Consider the following 21613-nt stretch of genomic DNA (forward strand, 5'->3'; position numbering starts at 1 on the left):
AAGACCACGATAAACAAAAAAGTTCCCAAGGGCGGTGAAAGAATTCAGAATGCGCCCCGCATGAAGCGACTACGCTTGAAAATGTCTCCACCAATTGCGAGGTGTGCAATGGGTACTTTGATGCCAGCGACTCCCATCCAGACACTCTACGTCTCAGTGCGCCGTGATGAACTGGCCCGCCTGAAGCAAGAACGCGATCAGCTGCAACAACGTGTCGCGCAACTCAGCCAAATGCTGGAACAAGCCAATATTGGCGAAAAATCCGTCAGCCGCTGACGAACTTTCTACTCGTTGACGGGGGCACGCCCTCCTTACCGTAGCATCCGCCGCAGGCCCGCTCCGGAGCCTGCATCCGCCGATGGATACGCGTATGTCCCCCGTTGCCTATTTGCTCCCTGCCGCCCTGCTCATCGCCTGCCTGCCGGCGCAGGCGAGCACGCCACAAACAAACCCGCCACAACAATGCCAGACGCTGACTGAGACCGAATCCCGCGCCTTGTTCGAGCAATGGAATGCCAGCCTGCAGACTGGCGATGCGGCGGCCGTCGCCAAACTGTACAGCGACGATGCGGTATTGCTGCCCACGGTGTCGAAGGTGCCTCGGCTGACCCCCGACGCGCGAATCGACTACTTTCAGCACTTTCTTGCTGATCGGCCAAGTGGCACGCTGGACACGCTTCACCTGACCCCTGGTTGCAACAAGATGACCCTGGCAGGGCTGTACACCTTCGACTTTGCCGCCAACGGCAAGCAGGTACCAGCGCGCTACACCTTCACCTACCGCTGGGACGGCCAGGCCTGGCTGATCAGCCACCACCATTCCTCACTGTTGCCACAACGCTGAGGTCGCGTTAGCAAGACACCTGCAACGTGCGTGTTTTACCCGCCCCATTAGAGGGCGAAAAAACACGCACCCGCCCCATGATGACGCGCCGCCCTCCCCGCCTGCCCCACCCTCGACCACTCTGTTCACATCCAGTCACATTCGCCAACGTTTGCGTCTAAATCAGCCATAACGAAAGTGACCAGTGGGTCACCTTTTTTACTTCTTCTCTCCTACACTCAGCTTTCGGCCCGCCATTTGCTCAGAGGAAGAGTGACGTAGAAAAGTCGAACTTTCACAAACGGCGGTGGGTCAGGAATTAAGTAGGGCACGTGCAAAGGGGGCTTCCCCAGCCAGGGCCCGCCAACCCCAATCAGTCCAATCGCCGTCGGCCGGAATGCTGATCGCGTTGAGCCTGTGCGCACGACTCAGGGGCATGGATAGCACTACACAGTTTTGTATTAGAGAGAACCAACACGAGATAACACCACGGGTGCCAGCACCCGGCCAAGCATAGGGACGGAGAGAAGTATGATCAGTGCCGCTGTCGAGCCTCACGTAGATTCATTCAACCCGGACAACCGCGAGCCGCTTACCCCGGATTTCGCCACGACAGGCAAGGCACCCGGCGCCCAGCGCCAGCACAACCCGAACAAACGCAAGATTCTGTTCGTCACCTCGGAGATCGCCGACCTGGTCAAGACCGGCGGCCTGGGCGATGTCTCCGCCGCCCTGCCCCGCGCCTTGGCGCATTTGCATGATGTACGGGTACTGATCCCCGGCTACCGCCAGGTGATGGAAAGCGACAACCCGATTCACATTGTCGGCGAACTGGGCGGCCATGCGGCGCTGCCGCCGTGCAAGATCGGGCGCATGGACCTGGCTGACGGCCTGGTCATCTATGTGTTGATCTGCCCTGAGTTGTACCAGCGTGACGGCACTCCCTATGGTGCCAACAATGGTCGCGACTGGCCCGATAACCACATCCGCTTCGCCCGCCTGGGCTTGGCCGCCGCCGAAATTGCCGCAGGCGAAGGCATGATCCACTGGAAGCCCGAAGTGGTGCACGCCCACGACTGGCCCGCCGGCCTGGCCCCGGCCTACATGCATTGGCGCGGGCTGAACACGCCGACGTTGTTCACCATTCACAACCTGGCCTACCAGGGCGTCTATAGCCGTGGCTGCAGCCCGGAACTGGCTATCCCCGAGCATGCCATGCAGCAAGAAGGCATGGAGTTCTACGGCAAGTTGTCGTTCCTTAAAGCGGGCCTGGCCTACTCCAGCCACATCACCACGGTCAGCGCTACCTATGCCCGGGAAATCACCACGCCGGAGTTTGGCTGCGGCCTGGATGGTTTCCTCTCGGCCAAGGCCCAGCAAGGCCTGCTGGGTGGCATCCCCAACGGCATCGACGAAAGCTGGGATTCGGCCACCGACAAACACCTGCAACACAACTTCAGCATCAACGACTGGGCCGGCAAGGCGCGTAACGCCGAAGCGGTGCGCCAGTTGTTCGAACTGGAACCTTCCGAAGGGCCGTTGTTTGCCGTGGTCTCGCGCCTGGTCTACCAGAAAGGCCTGGACCTGACCCTGGGCGTGGCCGACTACATCGTCGAGCAAGGCGGGCAGATCGCGATTATCGGCCGTGGCGAGCCGGAAGAAGAACAGGCCATGCGCGAACTGGCGCTGCGTCACCCAGGCCGCATCGGCGTGCGCATCGGCTTCAACGAAACCGATGCCCGGCGCATGTTTGCCGGCAGTGATTTCCTGCTGATGCCCTCGCGGTATGAGCCATGCGGCCTCAGCCAGATGTACGCGCAGCGCTTTGGTTCGCTGCCGGTGGCGCGTAATACCGGTGGCCTGGCCGATACCATCGAGTGCGGTGTCACCGGCTTCCTGTTCAACGAATCGACCGTCGAGAGCTACCGCGAGGCGCTCAGCCGCGCCTTCTATGTCTACGGCAAGAAAGACCTGCTCAACGCCATGCGCTGCCTGTCGATGACCCAGCCGTTCAACTGGTGCCAGGCGGTGGAACCCTACGCCCGCCTTTACGAGGACTTGGTCAAGCAGGCACAGGTCAGCCATTACTGAGCGGAGAACCGAAGATGCACAGGCATGGCGCACACTTGCTGGACGCCACGTCGGCGCGCTTCGCCCTCTGGGCGCCGGATGCGCGCAGCGTGAGCGTGGAACTGGAGCAGCAGCCTGCTGTAGCACTGCTGCCCGACAATGATGGCTGGTACACGGGGGTTGCCCCGTGTCAGGCCGGTGATCGGTATCGTTACCGGGTCGACGGCACATTGCTGGTTGCCGACCCCGCTTCGCGCTACCAGCCTGAAGGGGTGAAAGGGCCCAGTGAGGTGGTGGATGTTGCCAGCTATGCCTGGCAGCACCCCTGGCAGGGCCGGCCGTGGCATGAGGCGGTCATCCAGGAATTGCACGTCGGCGTGCTGGACGGTTACACCGGGGTTGCCCGGCAGTTGCCGCGCCTGGCCGAAATCGGCATCAGCGCTATCGAGCTGATGCCGTTGGGGCAGTTCCCAGGCGAACGCAATTGGGGTTACGACGGCGTGCTGCCGTTCGCGCCACAAAACACTTACGGCACCCCGCAGCAACTGTGCGCGCTGGTCGACCAGGCGCACGGCGAAGGGTTGATGGTGTTGGTGGACGTGGTCTACAACCACTTTGGCCCGGATGGCAATTACCTGCACCAGTACGCCAGCCCGTTCTTTCGCGAAGACCGGCAAACGCCGTGGGGCGCGGCGATCGACTTCCGCCGCGCAGAAGTGCGTGAGTTTTTCATCCAGAACGCCTTGATGTGGCTGTGCGACTACCGCTGCGACGGCCTGCGCCTGGATGCGGTGCATGCCATCGACCAGCCGGACTTTCTGGTCGAGCTGGCGCAACGGGTGCGTGCTGCCGTGGCGCCCGGCCGGCATATCTGGCTGGTGCTGGAAAACGAGCACAACCAAGCCTTTTTGCTGGAACAGGGTTTCGATGCCCAGTGGAACGACGATGGCCACAACGCCCTGCACGTGCTGCTCACCGGAGAGACCGAAGGCTACTACGCCGACTACAAACAGCGCCCCATCGACCAGTTGGCCCGCTGCCTGTCGGAAGGCTTCGTGTTCCAGGGCCAGGCCAACCGCCATGGCACACCGCGTGGCGAGCCAAGCGGGCATCTCGAGCCCAGCGCATTCGTGCTGTTCTTGCAAAACCACGACCAGATCGGCAATCGCGCACTGGGTGAGCGCCTGACCCGCCTCTGCCCGCCGCAGGCTTTGCGGGCAGCCACCGGCCTGTTGCTGCTGGCGCCGATGATCCCGTTGTTGTTCATGGGTGAGGATGATGGCAGTTGCAGCCCCTTCCTGTTCTTTACCGACTTCCATGACGAATTGGCCGATGCGGTGCGCGAAGGCCGGCGGGGCGAATTCGCCCACTTCGCCGCCTTCGCCGACCCCGAGCAGCGTGAACGCATCCCCGACCCCAATGCCGCACAGACCTTCGCCTCGTCACGGCCGCAAAACAAGGACGTCATTGCCGGTTGGCATGGCCTCTATCATCAGTTGCTCGACCTGCGCCGCCGCCACGTTATCCCGTACTTGCCGGGCAGCCGTGCGCTGGGCGCTGACGTGCACGGCGACAAAGCGCTGACCGCACGCTGGCAGTTGGGCGACGGCAACACCTTGCGCATTGACCTCAACCTGTCTGCAAGCCCCCAAGCCGTCGCGCTGCCGCCCGCCGAAAGCCGGCTGTTCGACAGCAGTGACACCCGCCACCCCGATACGTCCCTGGCCGCGTACAGCTGCGTGGTCAGCCTGCTTTCCCCTGGCCAGGAGCGCCCATGAGCGAAACCGCCCTGCACCGTTTGGCGGCCCGCGTCGGTCTTAGCCGCGACTGGATCGATGCCAATGCCCGGCCGCAGCAAGTCAGCGATGACGTACTGCGCAATGTCCTCGAAGGCCTCGGCCACCCCGCCGCTGACGAAAACGCCATCCAAGCCAGCCTGCGCGCCGTGGAGGCCGCCGAAGACAGCGAACACCTGCCGCCCTTGTTGACCGTCGAGCTTGGCCAACCCCTGGCGCTGGGCCGCTACTTCAGCGCCAACAGCACCGTGCGTTGCACCTTGGAAGACAACAGCCAGCGCACCCTCACCCTGGACAACCAGGGGCGCCTGCCTGCCGAGCTGCCCCTCGGCTACCACGCACTGGAAATCGACGGCCGCACCTGCACCGTGGCCGTGGCGCCTTCACGCTGCTACAGCCTGGCCGACAGCGTGGCCCAACCGCCCCCACGCTGTTGGGGCCTGGCCGTGCAGCTGTACAGCCTGCGGCGCACTGGCGATGGTGGCTATGGCGACTGCCTGGCACTGGAACAACTGGCGCGCACCGCCGCCGAGCGCGGCGCCGATGCCTTGGCGATCAGCCCGATTCACGCGCTGTCGGCCATCGACCAGGAGCACTACAGCCCCTACTCGCCCTCCAGCCGCCTGTTGCTCAATACCCTCTATGCCAGCCCAGCCGCCCTGTTCGGCGAGCGCGCCGTGCGCATGGCGATCGAAGCCTGCGGCTTGGAACAGGTGCTCGAAGACCTGGAGCAGCAGCCGCTGGTCGACTGGCCGCGCGCCGCTGCTGCTCGCCTGCGCCTGCTCGAAGTCCTGTACCAGGACTTCAGCCAGGGCGACCACCCGCTGCGCAAGGACTTCGACAGCTACCGCACGGCCGCTGGCCAAGCCCTGGAACACCATTGCCGCTTCGAAGTGTTGCAAGCGCAAGCGGTGGAGCATGGCCTGGGTGCTGACTGGCGCAATTGGCCCCGCGCCTGGCACGACCCCTACCACCCCGAAGTCGAGGCCTTCGCCAACGCCTACCCGGCCAAGGTCGAGTTCCACGCCTTTTGCCAGTGGCTGACCGAACGTAGCCTGCAGCGCGCCCAGGAGGCCGCACGTGGCAATGGCATGTCGGTCGGCCTGATCGCCGACTTGGCGGTGGGTGCCGACGGCGCCGGCAGCCAGGCCTGGAGCCGCCAGGACGAGTTGCTGGCCAACCTCAAGGTCGGCGCGCCGCCCGACATTCTCAACCGTTCGGGGCAGGACTGGGGCATTTGCGCCTTCTCGCCCGAAGGCCTCAAACGCAACGGCTACCGCGCGTTCATCGAGATGCTGCGGGCCAACCTCGCCCACGCCGGTGGCCTGCGCATCGACCACGTCATGGGCCTGCGCCGGCTGTGGTTGATCCCGCGTGGCGCCAAACCCAGCGAAGGCGCTTACCTGAATTACCCGCTCGACGACCTGCTGCGCCTGCTGGCGCTGGAATCGGTTCGGCACCAGGCGGTCATCCTCGGCGAAGACCTCGGCACCGTGCCCGAAGGCCTGCGCGAACAGCTGGCCGACAAGGCCGTGCTGGGCATGCGCGTGCTGCCTTTCGAACAGACCCAACCTGGCCACTTCAAGCCCATTCTCGACTGGCCCGACAGCGCCCTGGCCACCACCGGCACCCATGACCTGGCGCCGCTGGCCGGCTGGCTGGAAAACCGCGACATCGACTGGTTCCATCGCCTGCACTTGATCGATGCCGCCACCGAATTGCAGTGGCGTCACGACCGCCAAAAAGAACACAACGGCCTGCGCCGTACCCTGGAGACCAACTACGGCCCGCTACCCGATAACGACGCCGTGATCGACGCCGCCATCCGCTACGTCGGCCACACCCGCGCCCCGCTGGTGCTGGTGCCCCTCGAAGACCTGCTGGGCTGCGACGAGCAACCCAACCTGCCTGGCACCACCGCAGGCCACCCCAACTGGCGCCGGCGCTTTGCCCTGCCGGTGCGCGAACTGCTCGACGACGAAGATGCCGCACGGCGTCTGGAACTGCTGGCCCAGGCCCGCGAACAAGCCTGGGAGCGTGACCGATGAAACCCCTGACCGCGACCTTACGCCTGCAATTTCACAGCGACTTCACCCTCGACCACGCGGTGCCGCTGGTGCCGTACTTCGCCCAGTTGGGCATCAGCCACCTGTATGCCTCGCCGATCCTCAAAGCCCGCGCCGGCTCACGCCATGGCTACGACGTGGTCGACCCGACCCAGGTCAACCCGGAGCTCGGCGGCGAGGCGGCGCTGCAGCGCCTGGTCGCTGCCCTGCGCCAGCACGGCATGGGGCTGATCCTCGACACGGTGTCCAACCACATGGCCGTGGGCGGTGCCGACAACCCCTGGTGGCAAAGCCTGCTGGCCTGGGGCCGGCGCAGCCCGTATGCGGAGTTTTTCGACATTCAGTGGCACTCCAGCGACCCGCTGCTGGCCGGCCAGTTACTGCTGCCCTTCCTCGGCAGCGACTACGGCGCAGCCTTGAAGCAAGGCGAGATCCCGCTGACCTTCGACAAGCAGCACGGCGTGCTGGAAGTTGCCCATTACGACCATCGCTTCCCGATCTGCCCAATCGACTATGGCTGGATCCTTGCGCAAAGCCCTGAGCCGGCCTTGCAGGCGTTGGCTGCGCATTTCACCGCGCTGAGCGACAGTGCCCAACCGCTGAACGATGCCCTGCCCTTGCAGGCTGAGCTGGCACGCCTGGTAAACGACGGCGCCGACCTCGAATCGGCCCTGATCGCGTTCGATAGCCGCAGCGAAGCGGGCCTCAAACGCCTGCACCTGCTGCTTGAACGCCAGACCTATCGCCTGGCCAGCTGGCGCACTGCCGCCGACGACATCAACTGGCGGCGCTTCTTCGACATCAACGAGCTGGGCGGCCTGCGGGTCGAGCGCGCAGCGGTGTTCGAGGCCACCCACGCCAAGCTGTTCGAGCTGATCGAGCGCGGCCTGGTGGATGGCCTGCGCATCGACCATATCGACGGCCTGGCCGACCCCCGCGGCTATTGCCGCAAACTGCGCCGCCGGGTCGACAGCCTGTTGGCGCAGCGGCCGCTGAACGCGGCGCTGGAACACTTCCCCCTCTACGTGGAAAAAATCCTCGGCGCTGACGAGCACCTGCACCAGGACTGGCATACCGACGGCACCACCGGCTACGAGTTCATGAACCAGGTCTCGCTGTTGCAGCACGACCCGGCCGGCGAGGCGCCGTTAACCGAATTGTGGGCCAACGTCAGCGAGCGCCCAGACTTCCCCGAGGAAGTGCGCCTGGCACGCCACCTGGTGCTCAATGCCAGCCTGGCCGGTGACTGCGAATCGGTGGCCCAGGCCCTGCTGCAGGTGGCCCGCGACGACCTGATGACCCGCGACCTGACCCTAGGCGCAATCCGCCGGGCGTTGCAGGCGCTGGTCGCGCACTACCCGGTGTACCGCACCTACTTCAACGCCTGCGGCCGCCCTGCAGAAGATGAAGCCTTCTTCCAGCAAGCCTTGGCCAATGCCCGCCAAGACCTCAGCGAAGCGGACTGGCCGCTGCTCGACCAGCTCGAACAATGGCTCGGTGGCCAGCCCTGGCGCCGCCTGCCACCGGGCCGGCCACGCAAGCACTTGCGCCATGCCTGTGTGCGCTTCCAGCAATTGACCGCGCCCAGCGCCGCCAAGGCCGTGGAAGACACGGCGTTCTACCGCAGCGCCCGGTTGCTGTCGCGCAACGATGTGGGCTTCGAGGCCGAGCGTTTCAGCGCAGGCAGCGAAGTGTTCCACAACGAAGCCCAGCGGCGCCTGCGCGACTTCCCCGACAGCCTGCTGGCCACCGCCACCCACGACCACAAGCGCGGCGAAGACACCCGCGCCCGCCTGGCCGTGCTCAGCGAACGCGGCCCGTGGCTGGCCAGCCGCGTGGAGCACTGGCGCGAGTTGGCGGCGCCGCTGCGGGCGCAACTGGACGACGGCCTGGCCCCCAGCCCTGGCGATGAGCTGATGCTGCTGCAGACGCTGCTGGGCAGTTGGCCGCTGGACCTGGACCCGCACGATGACGGCGCCCTGCGCCAGTACGCCGAGCGCCTGCGGCAATGGCAACAAAAGGCCCTGCGTGAAGCCAAGTTGCGCAGCAGCTGGAATGCCCCGAACGAGGCCTACGAGGCCGCCTGCGCCAGCTACATCGACGGCCTGCTGCTGGATGAGGAGAACCAGCAGTTGCGCAAGTCCGTGGCCGATGCCGCCCAGCTCATCGCCTGCCCTGGCGCACTCAATGGGTTGGTCCAGACGCTGTTGCGCATGACCGTGCCCGGCGTGCCCGACCTGTACCAGGGTAACGAATACTGGGACTTCAGCCTGGTCGACCCGGACAACCGCCGCCCCGTCGATTACGCGCTCAGGCGCCGCACCCTGGACGACGCCACTACCCCCGCCGAGCTGCTGGCGCACTGGCGCGACGGCCGCATCAAGCAGGCCTTGATCGCGCGGGTGCTGGACTGCCGCCAGGCGCATGCCGAGCTGTTCCGGCGTGGCGCTTACCTGCCGCTGACCGTGCAGGGTCGGCATGCCGACAAGGTGCTGGCGTTTGCCCGCCTGGGTGACGACGAACGCGCCATTGTCATTGCGCCACGCCTGGCCAGCAGCCTACTCGGCGGCGCCCCTACACCGTTGATCCCGGCCCATAACTGGGACGACACCCGGCTGATACTGCCGTTTGCCTTGTCGCCTGCCAACTCGACGGGACTTTTCCCCAGTGCTGCGGTCAGCCCTACAAAGGAGCTGCTGTTGAGCGCCGTACTGTCGGAATTTCCGGTCAATGTGTTGATACAACAATCTTGAGCATCAGGAGCGTCATGATGAGTGTCGATGAGAAACGTATCCGTGAATTTGCCTACCAGATCTGGGAATCGGAAGGTAAGCCTGTGGGTGAGGAGGAACGCCACTGGGAGATGGCGCGCAAGCTTGCCGAAGCTGAAGCACTTGCCCCCAAGGCAGCACCGCGCAAGAAAGCCGCAGCCAAGCCGAAGGCCCCCGCCGAGCCCAAGGTGGCCGCGTTGCCTGGGGTAAAACCAGCCGCTGCGAAAAAGCCAAGAGCGGTGAAAAAGCCCTCTGCCGGTTAAACCTGCACCGGCCTCTTCGCGGGTAAACCCGCTCCCACAGGACCATAACAGCCTCATGTGTAGTGGTGGTCCTGTGGGAGCGGGCTTGCCCGCGAAGAGGCCAGCACAGAACCACACAGAACCAAAGCCCCCTTCCACCACGGTCACTCGAGGACTGCCATGAGCCCCCGTACCCCGAAGAAAACCCGCTCGGTCGCCCCCTCGCGCATTCGCGAAGGCATGCCCTTCCCCCTCGGCGCCACCTGGGACGGGCTTGGGGTCAACTTCGCCCTGTTCTCGGCCAACGCCACCAAGGTCGAGCTGTGCCTGTTCGACTCCACCGGCGAGCAGGAAATCGAACGCATCGAGCTGCCGGAATACACCGACGAGATCTACCACGGCTACCTGCCCGACGCGCACCCGGGGCTGGTCTACGGCTACCGCGTCTACGGCCCTTACGAGCCCGAGAACGGCCACCGTTTCAACCCCAACAAGCTGCTGATCGACCCGTACGCCAAACAACTGGTCGGCAGCCTGAAATGGTCCGAGGCACTGTTCGGCTACACCATCGGCCACCCCGACGGTGACCTGTCGTTCGATGAACGCGACAGCGCGCCCTTCGTGCCCAAATGCAAAGTCATCGACCCGGCCTTCACCTGGGGCCGCGATCAGCGTGTGCAGGTGCCCTGGGAGCGCACCATCCTCTACGAAGCCCACACCCGCGGCATCAGCATGCGCCACCCGGCGGTGCCGGAAGAACTGCGCGGCACCTTCGCTGGCCTGGCCAACGACGAGCTGCTCAAGCACATCAAAGAGCTGGGCGTTTCCAGTATCGAGCTGCTGCCGATCCATGCCTTCGTCAACGACCAGCACCTGCTGGACAAAGGCCTGAACAATTACTGGGGCTACAACAGCATCGCCTTCTTCGCACCGCACCCCCGTTACCTCGCCAGCGGCAAGATCGCCGAGTTCAAGGAGATGGTCGCGCACCTGCATGACGCCGGGCTGGAGGTGATCCTGGATGTGGTCTACAACCACACCGCCGAGGGCAACGAGCGGGGCCCGACGCTGTCCATGCGCGGCATCGACAACGCCTCCTACTACCGGCTGATGCCCGACGACAAGCGTTATTACATCAACGACTCCGGCACCGGCAATACCCTCGACCTGAGCCACCCGTGCGTGCTGCAGCTGGTCACCGACTCGCTGCGCTACTGGGCCGGCGAGATGCATGTGGATGGCTTCCGCTTCGACCTGGCAACCATCCTCGGCCGCTACCACGACGGCTACAGCGAACGCCACGGCTTCCTCGTCGCGTGCCGCCAGGACCCGATGCTGAGCCAGGTCAAACTGATTGCCGAACCTTGGGACTGCGGCCCTGGCGGCTATCAGGTGGGTAACTTCGCGCCGGGCTGGGCAGAGTGGAACGACCGCTTCCGCGACACCGTGCGGGCATTCTGGAAAGGTGACGAAGGCCAGTTGGCCGACTTCGCCTCGCGCATGACCGCGTCAGGGGACATGTTCAACAACCGTGGTCGGCGCCCCTATGCCTCGGTCAATTTCGTCACCGCCCACGATGGCTTCACCTTGCGCGACCTGGTGTCGTACAACGGCAAGCACAACGAGGACAACGACGAGAATAACCAGGACGGCACCGACAACAACCTGTCCTGGAACTGCGGCGCCGAAGGGCCTACCGAAGACCCTGAAATCAACGCCCTGCGCATGCGCCAGATGCGCAACTTCTTCGCCACCCTGCTGTTCGCCCAGGGCACGCCGATGATAGTCGCTGGCGACGAATTCAGCCGCACCCAGCATGGCAACAACAACGCCTATTGCCAGGACAGCGAGATCGGCTGGGTCAACTGGGACCTGGACGAAGACGGCACCGCGCTGCTGGCCTTCGTCAAGCGCCTGACCCGGCTGCGCCTGGCCTACCCGGTGCTGCGCCGCTCACGCTTTTTGGTCGGCGATTACAACGAGGCGATCGGGGTCAAGGATGTCACCTGGCTGGCACCGGATGGCAGCGAGATGAGCGTCGAGCAATGGGAAGACCCCCATGGCCGCTGCCTGGGCATGCTGATCGACGGGCGTGCACAGGTCAGCGGCATCGCCCGGCCCGGCGCTGAGGCGACGGTGCTGCTGATCGTCAATGCCCACCACGATACCGTGCCGTTCCAGCTGCCGGCGGTGCCCGAAGGGGACTACTGGAGCTGCCTGGTCGACACGGATCGGCCAGAGCTGCGCAAGGGGCAGCACTTGCAGTTCGAGAGTACCTTCGAGGTGAAGGGGCGCTCGATGCTGTTGATGGTGTTGCAGCACGAGGAAGAGTGAACCTCAGGGGCCCGGTTTCGCCACTGTTGACCAGGCCCCAGCCGTTCACCGGCTGTGGGTCCTGACGGTCAACACCCACAAGGGTTTCACGGCTCCAACCGGCGCTTCATCCTGCCGGAACTGGGCGAAGCGGTGCGCCGCAGATTCTGGGGCACAAACCTTGGACGCACCTCTCCGACCATCTGCCGCTGTCGGTCGAGGTCAAGCTGTAGCAATCATTCTTCATAGCCAGGCAGCGGCAAATAGCGAACCTTGCTATACCCGACTATTTAACTCAACAAATCAGCCACTTGAACCAAATCATGTGCAATGAACACAACCTTCACGCTTTCTTGACGCAAGCCGCTCCCTCTCCTTAGCTGAACATTATCTAGTCGTAAAGATCTCGCGCCGGGCCTCTAGCTCGCGCCTTCGTGCGCGTTTGCGAAAGCAGGCGTGCTGGTTTGGGTCGCCCACTGTTTTTGCCGTACAGCTCGTGACAACAGGCCAGGTCCTTGGGCTGTACCACAAAAATAAACGGAGATCCGCCATGAAAAGAACCTCGAATCCCTTGCGCTTCGACAGCATTTTCTACGCGGTTTCCACGTCGCTGCTTCTGGCAACCCCAGTGGAAACTTTCGCATTCGAACTGCAGGACGACCCAACCTCCCCCAGCTTCCTGCAGCAACCGGCGATGCCGCAGCTATCGCTCGACCCGGTCAGCGCCAGCGGCGTGAGCCTCGGCACATTGAACGCGTTCTCGGAAAAAATGACCGAACGCCACGGGCAGGCGGCACCGGACCTGGTCGCCAGCCAGTGGTCGCAGTTTTTCCCCGGTGCCACGCGCACCGGTGCACAACCGCCTGACCAACTCGAAGCCCCCAGCCAGCAACTGCTGGTCGGCCCAGACCTGTTCCTGCGCGAGACCGGCGCAGGCAATGTGCACCGCGCGGGTATTTTTGTCGGCCACAACAACCTGCAAAGCAGCTTCAACGGTATTCGCCCGCTGCTGGGCGACAAGCAACGCAATGCGGTGAACCTGAGTGGCGAGAGCCTGGGGGTGTACTGGAGCATGACCCATGAACGGGGTTGGCACCTGGATGCCGTGGCCATGGGTTCGCGCATCGACATCAATGGCCGTGGCGAAAGCGGCCAGCGCCTGGACGACAGCGGCCATGCCATGACCTTCTCCCTGGAAGGCGGCTTCCCGATCGGCTTGGGCGGCGGTTGGGTGATCGAGCCACAGGCTCAGTTGATCAACCAACAGTTTTTCCCCGGCAGCCGCGTGCAGGAAGAGACATTGCAGGCGTTCGACAGCCAGCCCAGCTGGAGCGGCCGGGTCGGTGCCAAATTGTCCGGGCGCTACGAAGTGCGCGGCATGCCCATCGAACCCTATGTACGCACCAACGTCTGGTATGACTTCAGCAATGCTGAAGAGGTGAAGCTGGACCAGGTCGACAAGATCTCCAGCTCGCGGTACTCGACCACCGTGGAATTAGGGTTGGGCCTGGTGGCCCGGGTGACGCCGAATGTGGCGCTGTTCGTGAGTGCGGATTACAGCAGCGATGTGGATGACAATGACCTCAATGGGCTGATCGGCAGCCTTGGGGTGCGGATGCGGTGGTGAAGGCTTAATGCGGCGGTGCCCTCTTCGCGGGTAAACCCGCTCCCACAGGTATATCACTGGTCCTGAGGGCAGTGAAGTACCTGTGGGAGCGGGTTTACCCGCGAAGAGGCCGTATCAGGCAAACCCTATCAGGCAGGCTTGAGGATCAACACGCCCAGCGGCGGCAGGTTGAGCGCCAGCGACAACGGCTGCCCATGGCTGGTGACGGCTTCACTTACCACTGCCCCCAGGTTACCCACGTTGGACCCGGCATACAGTTCGGCATCGCTGTTGAGCAGCTCTTCCCAACGCTCGCCAAACGGCACACCAATGCGGTAGCCCTCGCGCGGCACCGGGGTGAAGTTGGCCACCACCAGCAACGGCTCGCCATTGCTGCTCCAGCGCAGCCAGGCATACACGCTGTTTTGCGCGTCATCACCGATCAACCACTGGAAGCCCTGGGGCTGGCAGTCCTGCTCATGCAGCGCAGGCACCTCGCGGTACAGGCGGTTAAGGTCGCCGACCAGGCGCTGCACGCCCTTGTGCTCAGGGTACTGCAGCAGGTACCAGTCCAGCTCGCTGTCGTGGTTCCACTCGCGCCACTGGCCAAACTCGCAGCCCATGAACAACAGCTTCTTGCCCGGGTGCGCCCACATGAACGTGAGGTAGGCACGCAGGTTGGCGAACTTCTGCCAGCGGTCGCCTGGCATCTTGTCGATCAGCGAGTGCTTGCCGTGCACCACCTCATCGTGGGAAATCGGCAGAATGAAGTGCTCGGAATAGGCATAGATCAGCCCGAAACTCATCTCGTTGTGATGATAAGTGCGGTGAATCGGGTCGTTCTGGATGTAGTGCAAGGTGTCGTGCATCCAGCCCATGTTCCACTTGTAGGCAAAGCCCAGGCCGCCCTGCTGGATCGGCTGGCTGACGCCGGGCCAGGCGGTGGATTCTTCGGCGATGATCAACGCGCCAGGGGCTTCGTGCGCCGCGACGCCATTGAGGTGGCGGATGAAATCGATGGCCTCCAGGTTCTCGCGCCCACCATGGCGGTTAGGCACCCATTCGCCGGCCTTGCGCGAGTAGTCGCGGTACAGCATCGACGCCACCGCATCAACACGCAGGCCGTCGATGTGGAACTGCTTGAGCCAGAGCAATGCCGAGGCCAGCATGAAGCCACGCACCTCGTTGCGCCCAAGGTTGTAGATCAGCGTGTTCCAGTCCTGGTGGTAGCCCTCCAGGGGGTTTTCGTATTCGTACAGGGCCGTGCCGTCGAAGCGTGCCAGGCCGTGCTCGTCGGTTGGGAAATGCGCCGGCACCCAGTCGAGGATCACGCCGATGCCGCCTTGGTGGCAGGCATCGATGAAGGCCGCGAAGTCTTCGGCACTGCCGTAGCGCGAGGTGGGCGCGAACATCGACAGGGGCTGATAGCCCCAGGAGCCGCCGAACGGGTGCTCCATGATCGGCATCAGTTCGATGTGGGTGAAGCCCAGCGCCTGCACATAGGGCACCAAGCGTTCGGCCAGCTCGCGCCAGTTGTAGTAACGCGCCACCTCGCCCAGGTCATCCAGCTCGCACTGCCACGAGCCGACATGCAATTCGTAGATTGACAGGGGTGCGTTGTAGGCGTGACGTTGTGCACGCTGCGCCATCCAGTCGTGGTCTTGCCAGGGGTGGCTGAGCGCACCTGCGACCTTTGACGCGGTGCTCGGCGGCAGCTCGGTGGCGCGGGCCAGCGGGTCGGCTTTCAGCGGCAGTACGCCCTCTTTGCCCAACACTTCGAACTTGTAGGTTTCACCCACGCCAAGCCGCGGCACGAAGAGCTCCCACACCCCGGCACTGTGGCGCAGGCGCATGGGGTGGCGGCGGCCATCCCAATTGTTGAAGTCACCCACCACCGACACCCGCCGCGCATTCGGTGCCCACACCGAGAAACACACGCCGTCGATGCCATCGGCCTGCATCGGCTGGGCACCAAAGCGCCCGGACAGGTCGCGGTGGTTGCCTTCGGCGAACAGGTAGAGGTCCATGTCACCCAACTGCGGGCCAAAGCTGTACGGGTCTTCGGTCACCTGCTCACCACCGGCCCAGCCGATTTGCAACAGGTAGGGCTGTGCGTCATCAAGGTGCGCCGTAAACAGCCCAGGCAAGCTGGCCTGCACCATTTCGGCGAGCACGCGGCCGTCGTGGCGCGACAGCACGCGCGCATTCAGGGCATTAGGCAGGAAGGCGCGGACCCACTGCCCGCCGGCGCCGTCGCCATGGGGGCCAAGTACCGCAAATGGATCGGCGTGCTCGGCGCGGGCCAGGGCGTCGAGGTCCCGTTGCCGAAGACCGCCGGTATCACGCGTGGTTGCATTCATCTATGACTCTCCCCAGGTACTGATCAGTCCATGCAAGCCATGCAAAGGCACGGCCAGCCAATTCGGTCGATTTTCAGCTTCGTATGTAATTTCGTACGCGGCCTTTTCCAGGCAGAACAATTCCAGCGCGGCGCGCTCGCCTTCGGCCTGTTGCCAGGCGTGGGGCATGGCAGCGGTAGCCAAGCCATAAGCCTCGACAAACGCATGGCGGGATTGGTGCAGGTAGTGCCTGGCAACCCGTTGCCGAGCCTTACGCGCCGGGTCGGAAAGGTCCACCGCAGAGGCGTTGCGCAGAATCATCGCAGCAGCATAGTCGAAGGATCGCAGCACGCCGCTGACATCTTTGTAGGGGCTGTGACGAGCCCGGCGTTCTTCCAGTGGGCGCGCCGGTTCGCCCTCAAAATCGATCAGGTAAGCATCGCCCTGCACCACCAGTACCTGGCCCAGGTGCAGGTCGCCATGCACGCGCATCAACAGGCCGCCTTGGGCCTGGCGGGCGAGGGTGTCGATGTGCTGGGTCAGGCCGTCGCGCTGTTGCTGCAGGTCGTCGACCAACGCCTGGCTGTCGCTGTCCAGGCTGTCGCGGTGCTGGGCCAGCAGGTCGAGGGCGTGGGTCAGCTCGGCAGTGATCTGGGTGCTCCAGCGCTCGCTGTCCTGGGCATCGCTTGTGCGCGGCTGAAAGGCCGCATCTTCGGTTGGCGCTGCCAACAACACGTGCATCTCGCCCAGACGCTGGCCCAACAAGGCAGCAAAGCCATCGAGTTCGGCCAAAGCATCGGTGTGGGCTTCGCTGGCCGAACTGGTCGGTTCCATCTCGTCGCGGATGGCCCGTTCCAGGGTGTTCTGGGTCCAGGCCCAGGCATCGCCCTGATTGCTCAGGTAGCCCTGGGCGATCATCAACAGGTGCGGGGTGGCGTGCTCGTCCACACGGCTGACCCACCCCAGCAACGGTGAAATATTGGTAAAGCCCGCCGCAGTCAGGTAGGCGCTCATCTCAAGTTCTGGATGAATGCCTGGGTTGACCCGGCGAATCAGCTTGAGCACCACCCGATCGGCAACCACCACCGAGCTGTTGGACTGCTCGGCGCTGAGGTAGCGCACAGGGCTCTCTTCGGTGAGCCCCAGCTTGGCAAGCTGTTCGGTGCACTCGAAACGCAGCTCGCCCAGGCCATTCCCGCAGGGCAGCCGGTGGCGTTCCTGGCAGGCCCGCAGTACAGCGCGGATGAATGGCTCAAGGACGAACGCGTCGGTGATCAAACCAACCTGTCGGCCACGGCGCACGCGCGACAATGCCAACTGCTGGGGCAAGGCGCTGTTGATCTGCTCTTCAGGCAACAGGCCGAACGGCAGTTGGTAGTGGTTGGCGACGCCATCGCTGAGCACTTCCAGTTCGCCGAGCAATACCGGCGTGGTGGCCGTGCCGAAACGCACGCCATAACGCAGGCGAACCTGGTCGATCGGCCCTTCCTTGCCGGCGAACCAGCGCCGTTTGGGCAGGTATTGCGGCAGGATCGAGCTTTCCAACATCTCGCTGGAAGGCGCCTCGAGCAGCTCTTCCAGGCGCTTGCGCAGCACCAGTGTGGTCAATTCGGGTAACCCCTCGGTGGCCTGGATATGCCAGCTGGGCATGCGGTCGTGCGACGCCAGCAGGAACCAGTAAAAAGCATAGGGCGGCAATGTCAGCAAAAACGGCAGTTGGCCGATCGGGGGAAAGGCGCTGCCGCCCAGCATCTCCACCGGTACTTTATCGGCGTATTGCGACAGCTCGAGTTCCGCAGCCTGGGCGGCGCGGGACACGTTGGCCACGCAAAGAATCACTTCGCTGTTGCCCTCTTGGTCGGTGTATTCGCGGATGTACGCGAGGATGCGCCGGTTGCTCGGTGTGAGCATGCGGATGCTGCCACGGCCAAACGCCTTCTGCTGGTTGCGCACCGCCAGCAGGCGGCGGTTCCAGTTGAGCAGCGAATGCGGGTCGTGGGACTGGGCCTCGACGTTGACTGTCTGGTAGCCGTACAGCGGGTCCATGATCGGTGGCAGCACCAGGCGCTGCGGGTCGGCGCGAGAGAACCCGCCGTTGCGGTCCGGCGACCATTGCATGGGGGTGCGCACGCCGTCGCGGTCGCCCAGGTAGATGTTATCGCCCATGCCCAGTTCATCACCGTAGTACAAGGTCGGTGTGCCCGGCATCGACAGCAGCAGGCTGGTCAGCAGTTCGATGCGCCGTCGGTCACGTTGCAACAGCGGCGCCAGGCGGCGGCGAATGCCAAGGTTGATGCGGGCGCGGCGGTCTTCGGCGTAGTAGTTCCACAGGTAGTCGCGTTCGCGGTCGGTGACCATCTCCAGGGTCAGCTCATCGTGGTTGCGCAGGAAAATCGCCCACTGGCTGTTGGCGGGGATTTCCGGGGTTTGGCGCAGGATGTCGGTGATCGGGAAGCGGTCCTCCATGGCCAGGGCCATGTACATGCGCGGCATCAGCGGGAAGTGAAAGGCCATGTGGCATTCGTCGCCATCGCCCTCGCCAAAGTACGGGCGGGTGTCTTCGGGCCATTGATTGGCTTCGGCCAGCAGCATGCGGTCGGGGTAGTTGGCGTCGATCTCGGCACGGATCGCCTTGAGCACCCGGTGGGTCTCGGGGAGGTTTTCGTTGTTGGTGCCGTCGCGCTCGATCAGGTAGGGGATGGCGTCCAGGCGCAGGCCGTCAACACCCAGGTCGAGCCAGAAGCGCATCACCCCGATCACCGCCTTCAGCACCTGCGGGTTGTCGAAGTTCAGGTCTGGCTGGTGCGAATAGAAGCGGTGCCAGAAGTACTGGCCGGCGACTGGGTCCCAGGTCCAGTTGGACTTCTCGGTGTCGAGGAAGATGATGCGGGTGCCGTCGTACTTCTGGTCGTCATCCGACCACACGTAGAAGTCGCGCGCCTTGCTGCCCCGCTTTGCCAGGCGGGCACGTTGGAACCACGGGTGCTGGTCGGAGGTGTGGTTGATGACCAGTTCGGTGATCACCCGCAGGCCGCGCTTGTGCGCCTCGGCGATGAAGCGCCGCGCATCGGCCATGCTGCCGTAGTCGGGGTGCACGGCTTTGTATTCGGCGATGTCGTAGCCGTCATCGCGCCGTGGCGAGGGGTAGAACGGCAGCAGCCAGAGCGTGTTGACGCCCAGTTCGGCGATGTAGTCGAGCTTGCTGATCAAGCCTGCGAAATCGCCGATGCCGTCGTTGTTGGCGTCGAAGAACGACTTGATGTGCAGCTGATAAATCACCGCGTCCTTGTACCACAGCGGGTCATCGATGAAGGCTGCTGGTCGGGAACGCTTGGCCATGGGTGACTCCTTTCAATTCTGCAAGACCGGATAGTCTTCGTGGGGCTGCGTTGCAGCCCATTCGCGGGACAAGCCCGCTCCCACAGGATGTGTGTGGACCTTGTAAACTGTCTTGCTCACAACCCCAGGGCTTGCACTGCCCGTGTGCGTGTGTGGGAGCGGGCTTGTCCCGCGAATGGGGCGCGCAGCGCCCCCCCTAAATGGATTTCTCGATACGCCAGATACCAAACGGCTGATGCCAGGGCTCGATGCGCATCCATTGGGTCTTGCCATGCCAGGTCCAGCGGTGGCCGTTCATCAGGTCTTCGCCAACAGTGTCGGCGTTGTCGTCCAGGCCCAACTCCCACAGCGGCAGCTCGAAGCTGGCTTCCTGGGCGTTGTGCGGGTCGAGGCTGATCGCCACCAAAATGAAGTTATCGCGCTCGGGCGTACGCTTGGCGAAGTACAGGATGTTGTCGTTCCAGCAATTGAAAAACGCCACCCCAAGGTGAGTCTGCAAGGCGCGGTTCTGCCGGCGAATGCGGTTGAGCTGGGCGATTTCAGCAATGATGTTGCCGGGTTGGGTGAAATCACGCGGGCGGATTTCGTACTTCTCCGAGTCCAGGTATTCCTCTTTGCCGGGCAGCGGCGTGGCTTCGCACAGTTCAAAGCCCGAATACATACCCCACAACCCCGAGCCCATGGTCGCCAAGGCCGCGCGAATAAGAAAACCCGCCCGCCCCGAGGTGTGCAGGAAAAACGGGTTGATATCTGGCGTGTTGACGAAGAAGTTGGGCCGGTAGCACAGGCTCCACGGCGGCTGGTTGAGTTCTTCGTAAAACTCGCGCAGCTCCTGCTTGCTGTTGCGCCAGGTGAAATAGGTGTAGCTCTGGGTGTAACCGACCTTGCCCAAGCGCGCCATCATCGCCGGCTTGGTGAAGGCCTCGGCCAGGAAGATCACGTCTGGGTGCTGACTGCGCACATTGGCTATCAGCCATTGCCAGAATGGCAACGGTTTGGTGTGCGGGTTGTCGACGCGGAAGGTCTTCACGCCCTCCTCGACCCAGCCAACCACCACGTCACGCAGGGCCAACCACAGGGAAGGCACGGCCTCTGGGGCATAGAAGTCGACGTTGACGATGTCCTGGTACTTTTTCGGCGGGTTTTCCGCATAGCGGATGGTGCCGTCGGGGCGCCAGCTGAACCAGCCGGGGTGTTCTTTGAGCCAAGGGTGGTCTTGCGAGCACTGGATGGCGAAGTCCAGGGCGATTTCCAGGCCATGCTCTGCGGCGGCGGCCACCAGGCGGCGGAAGTCTTCGCGGCTGCCCAGTTCCGGGTGAATGGCGTCGTGCCCACCTTCCGGGCTGCCGATGGCGTAAGGGCTGCCTGGGTCATTGGGCTCTGCCTGCAAGGCATTGTTGCGGCCCTTGCGGTGTTTTTTGCCAATTGGGTGAATGGGCGGGAAGTACAGCACGTCAAAGCCCATGTCGCGGATCATCGGCAGGCGTTCGTGCACCGCGTCAAAGGTGCCGTGGCGCTCAGGGCTGTCGGTAATCGAGCGCGGGAACAATTCATACCAGCTGGCGAACTGCGCCGCCGGGCGGTCGACGTCGACGGGGAATTCGCTGCTGCGCGTAAGGTAGCTGCGGTGCTCGGCTTCGGTCATCAGCCGTGTGGCTTCGGGGCCCAGCAACAGCGCCACCTGGTCATCCTCGGGCAGTGTCGGCAACCGCGCCTGCAAGGCTTCGATCTGTTCACGCAAGAAGCCCTCGCTGCGCTCTGCGCCTTTGCCCAGCAGAAGACGGCCTTCCTCAAGCTCCAGCTTGACCTCGACGCCAGCGTGGTACTTCTTCTCCAGGTCGTGGCAATAGGTGGCGAACGGGTCGATCCAGGCCTCGATGCTGAACAGGTGCGGGCCCAGCTCAGTTGGGGTGAACTCGCCCAGCCACAGGTCATTGCCGGGCGAATGCATAGGCACGCAGTGCCAGCGTCGGCTGTGGGCCTGGCGCCAGTTGAGCATCACAGCGAGGCGGTCATGGCCGTCGCTGTAAACCTTGCTGCTGACCGCGACCGCCTGGCCGCTGATGGCCTTGGTGGCGAACGTGCCGCCGTCGAGCGCAGGTTGCGTGCTTTCGATCACGATACGCGGCGCCAGCAGCGCCTGGGCCAGGCTGATGGCCTGGTCTGGGTGATCGTTCGCCATGGGCACGCTTTCGAAGGGCTCGTTTCGTGACATCGGACCTTGCTCCCTTAGGCTGGTGGCGGTAAG

12 protein-coding genes and 2 pseudogenes are annotated in these 21613 nt (G+C 63.9%); 11 read left to right on the top strand and 3 right to left on the bottom strand.

Going from position 1 to position 21613, the window contains the following annotated elements:
• The first annotated feature begins 108 nt into the window (after nucleotides 1-108).
• The 11 genes and pseudogenes from OO306_RS05185 (at nucleotide 109) to OO306_RS05225 (ending at nucleotide 13708) form a co-directional block, all read left to right on the top strand.
• Complete coding sequence (locus OO306_RS05185) at nucleotides 109-276, top strand: DUF6026 family protein (RefSeq protein WP_177323874.1); 168 nt, start codon at nucleotides 109-111, stop codon at nucleotides 274-276.
• 94 nt (nucleotides 277-370) lie between these two features.
• Nucleotides 371-844, top strand: coding sequence for an SgcJ/EcaC family oxidoreductase (locus OO306_RS05190; protein WP_265967918.1), 474 nt, complete (start codon nucleotides 371-373; stop codon nucleotides 842-844).
• Nucleotides 845-1354: 510 nt separating this feature from the next.
• Nucleotides 1355-2914 carry a glycogen synthase GlgA gene (gene glgA, locus OO306_RS05195; protein WP_027592769.1) on the top strand — a complete coding sequence of 520 codons (1560 nt, stop codon included), beginning with the start codon at nucleotides 1355-1357 and terminating at the stop codon, nucleotides 2912-2914.
• Nucleotides 2915-2928: 14 nt separating this feature from the next.
• On the top strand, nucleotides 2929-4671 hold the full coding sequence (gene treZ, locus OO306_RS05200; protein WP_265967919.1) for a malto-oligosyltrehalose trehalohydrolase: 1743 nt from the start codon (nucleotides 2929-2931) through the stop codon (nucleotides 4669-4671).
• Nucleotides 4668-6737, top strand: a complete 2070-nt coding sequence (gene malQ, locus OO306_RS05205; protein WP_265967920.1) for a 4-alpha-glucanotransferase — start codon at nucleotides 4668-4670, stop codon at nucleotides 6735-6737. Before treZ ends, malQ begins: the two co-directional genes overlap by 4 nt.
• Entirely contained in the window at nucleotides 6734-9508 is a 2775-nt protein-coding gene (locus tag OO306_RS05210) for a malto-oligosyltrehalose synthase (protein WP_265967921.1), read from the top strand. The genes malQ and OO306_RS05210 overlap by 4 nt, the downstream gene beginning before the upstream one ends.
• A gap of 14 nt (nucleotides 9509-9522) precedes the next feature.
• Entirely contained in the window at nucleotides 9523-9789 is a 267-nt protein-coding gene (locus OO306_RS05215) for a DUF2934 domain-containing protein (RefSeq protein WP_258703075.1), read from the top strand.
• Nucleotides 9790-9948: 159 nt separating this feature from the next.
• Complete coding sequence (glgX, locus tag OO306_RS05220; RefSeq protein WP_085272612.1) at nucleotides 9949-12102, top strand: glycogen debranching protein GlgX; 2154 nt, start codon at nucleotides 9949-9951, stop codon at nucleotides 12100-12102.
• Nucleotides 12103-12115: 13 nt separating this feature from the next.
• A pseudogene (locus OO306_RS28330) lies at nucleotides 12116-12240 on the top strand (EEP domain-containing protein); the annotation flags it as partial.
• Nucleotides 12231-12314, top strand: a pseudogene (locus tag OO306_RS28335) (EEP domain-containing protein); the annotation flags it as partial. The pseudogenes OO306_RS28330 and OO306_RS28335, both read left to right, overlap by 10 nt.
• Nucleotides 12315-12631: 317 nt before the next feature.
• On the top strand, nucleotides 12632-13708 hold the full coding sequence (locus tag OO306_RS05225) for an autotransporter outer membrane beta-barrel domain-containing protein (protein ID WP_085272610.1): 1077 nt from the start codon (nucleotides 12632-12634) through the stop codon (nucleotides 13706-13708).
• Nucleotides 13709-13836: 128 nt separating this feature from the next.
• Here the strand turns inward: OO306_RS05225 and glgB are convergent, their stop codons facing one another.
• From glgB to OO306_RS05240, 3 genes are all read right to left on the bottom strand, one after another.
• Nucleotides 13837-16047 (bottom strand): 1,4-alpha-glucan branching protein GlgB, encoded by a 2211-nt coding sequence (glgB, locus tag OO306_RS05230; protein ID WP_099454766.1) that lies wholly within the window; start codon nucleotides 16045-16047, stop codon nucleotides 13837-13839.
• Entirely contained in the window at nucleotides 16048-19365 is a 3318-nt protein-coding gene (treS, locus tag OO306_RS05235) for a maltose alpha-D-glucosyltransferase (protein ID WP_265967922.1), read from the bottom strand.
• A gap of 196 nt (nucleotides 19366-19561) precedes the next feature.
• Complete coding sequence (locus tag OO306_RS05240) at nucleotides 19562-21580, bottom strand: alpha-1,4-glucan--maltose-1-phosphate maltosyltransferase (protein ID WP_265967923.1); 2019 nt, start codon at nucleotides 21578-21580, stop codon at nucleotides 19562-19564.
• Nucleotides 21581-21613: the final 33 nt, after the last annotated feature.

This window comes from Pseudomonas sp. DCB_AW (genome assembly GCF_026240895.1).
GTDB lineage: Bacteria > Pseudomonadota > Gammaproteobacteria > Pseudomonadales > Pseudomonadaceae > Aquipseudomonas > Aquipseudomonas kermanshahensis.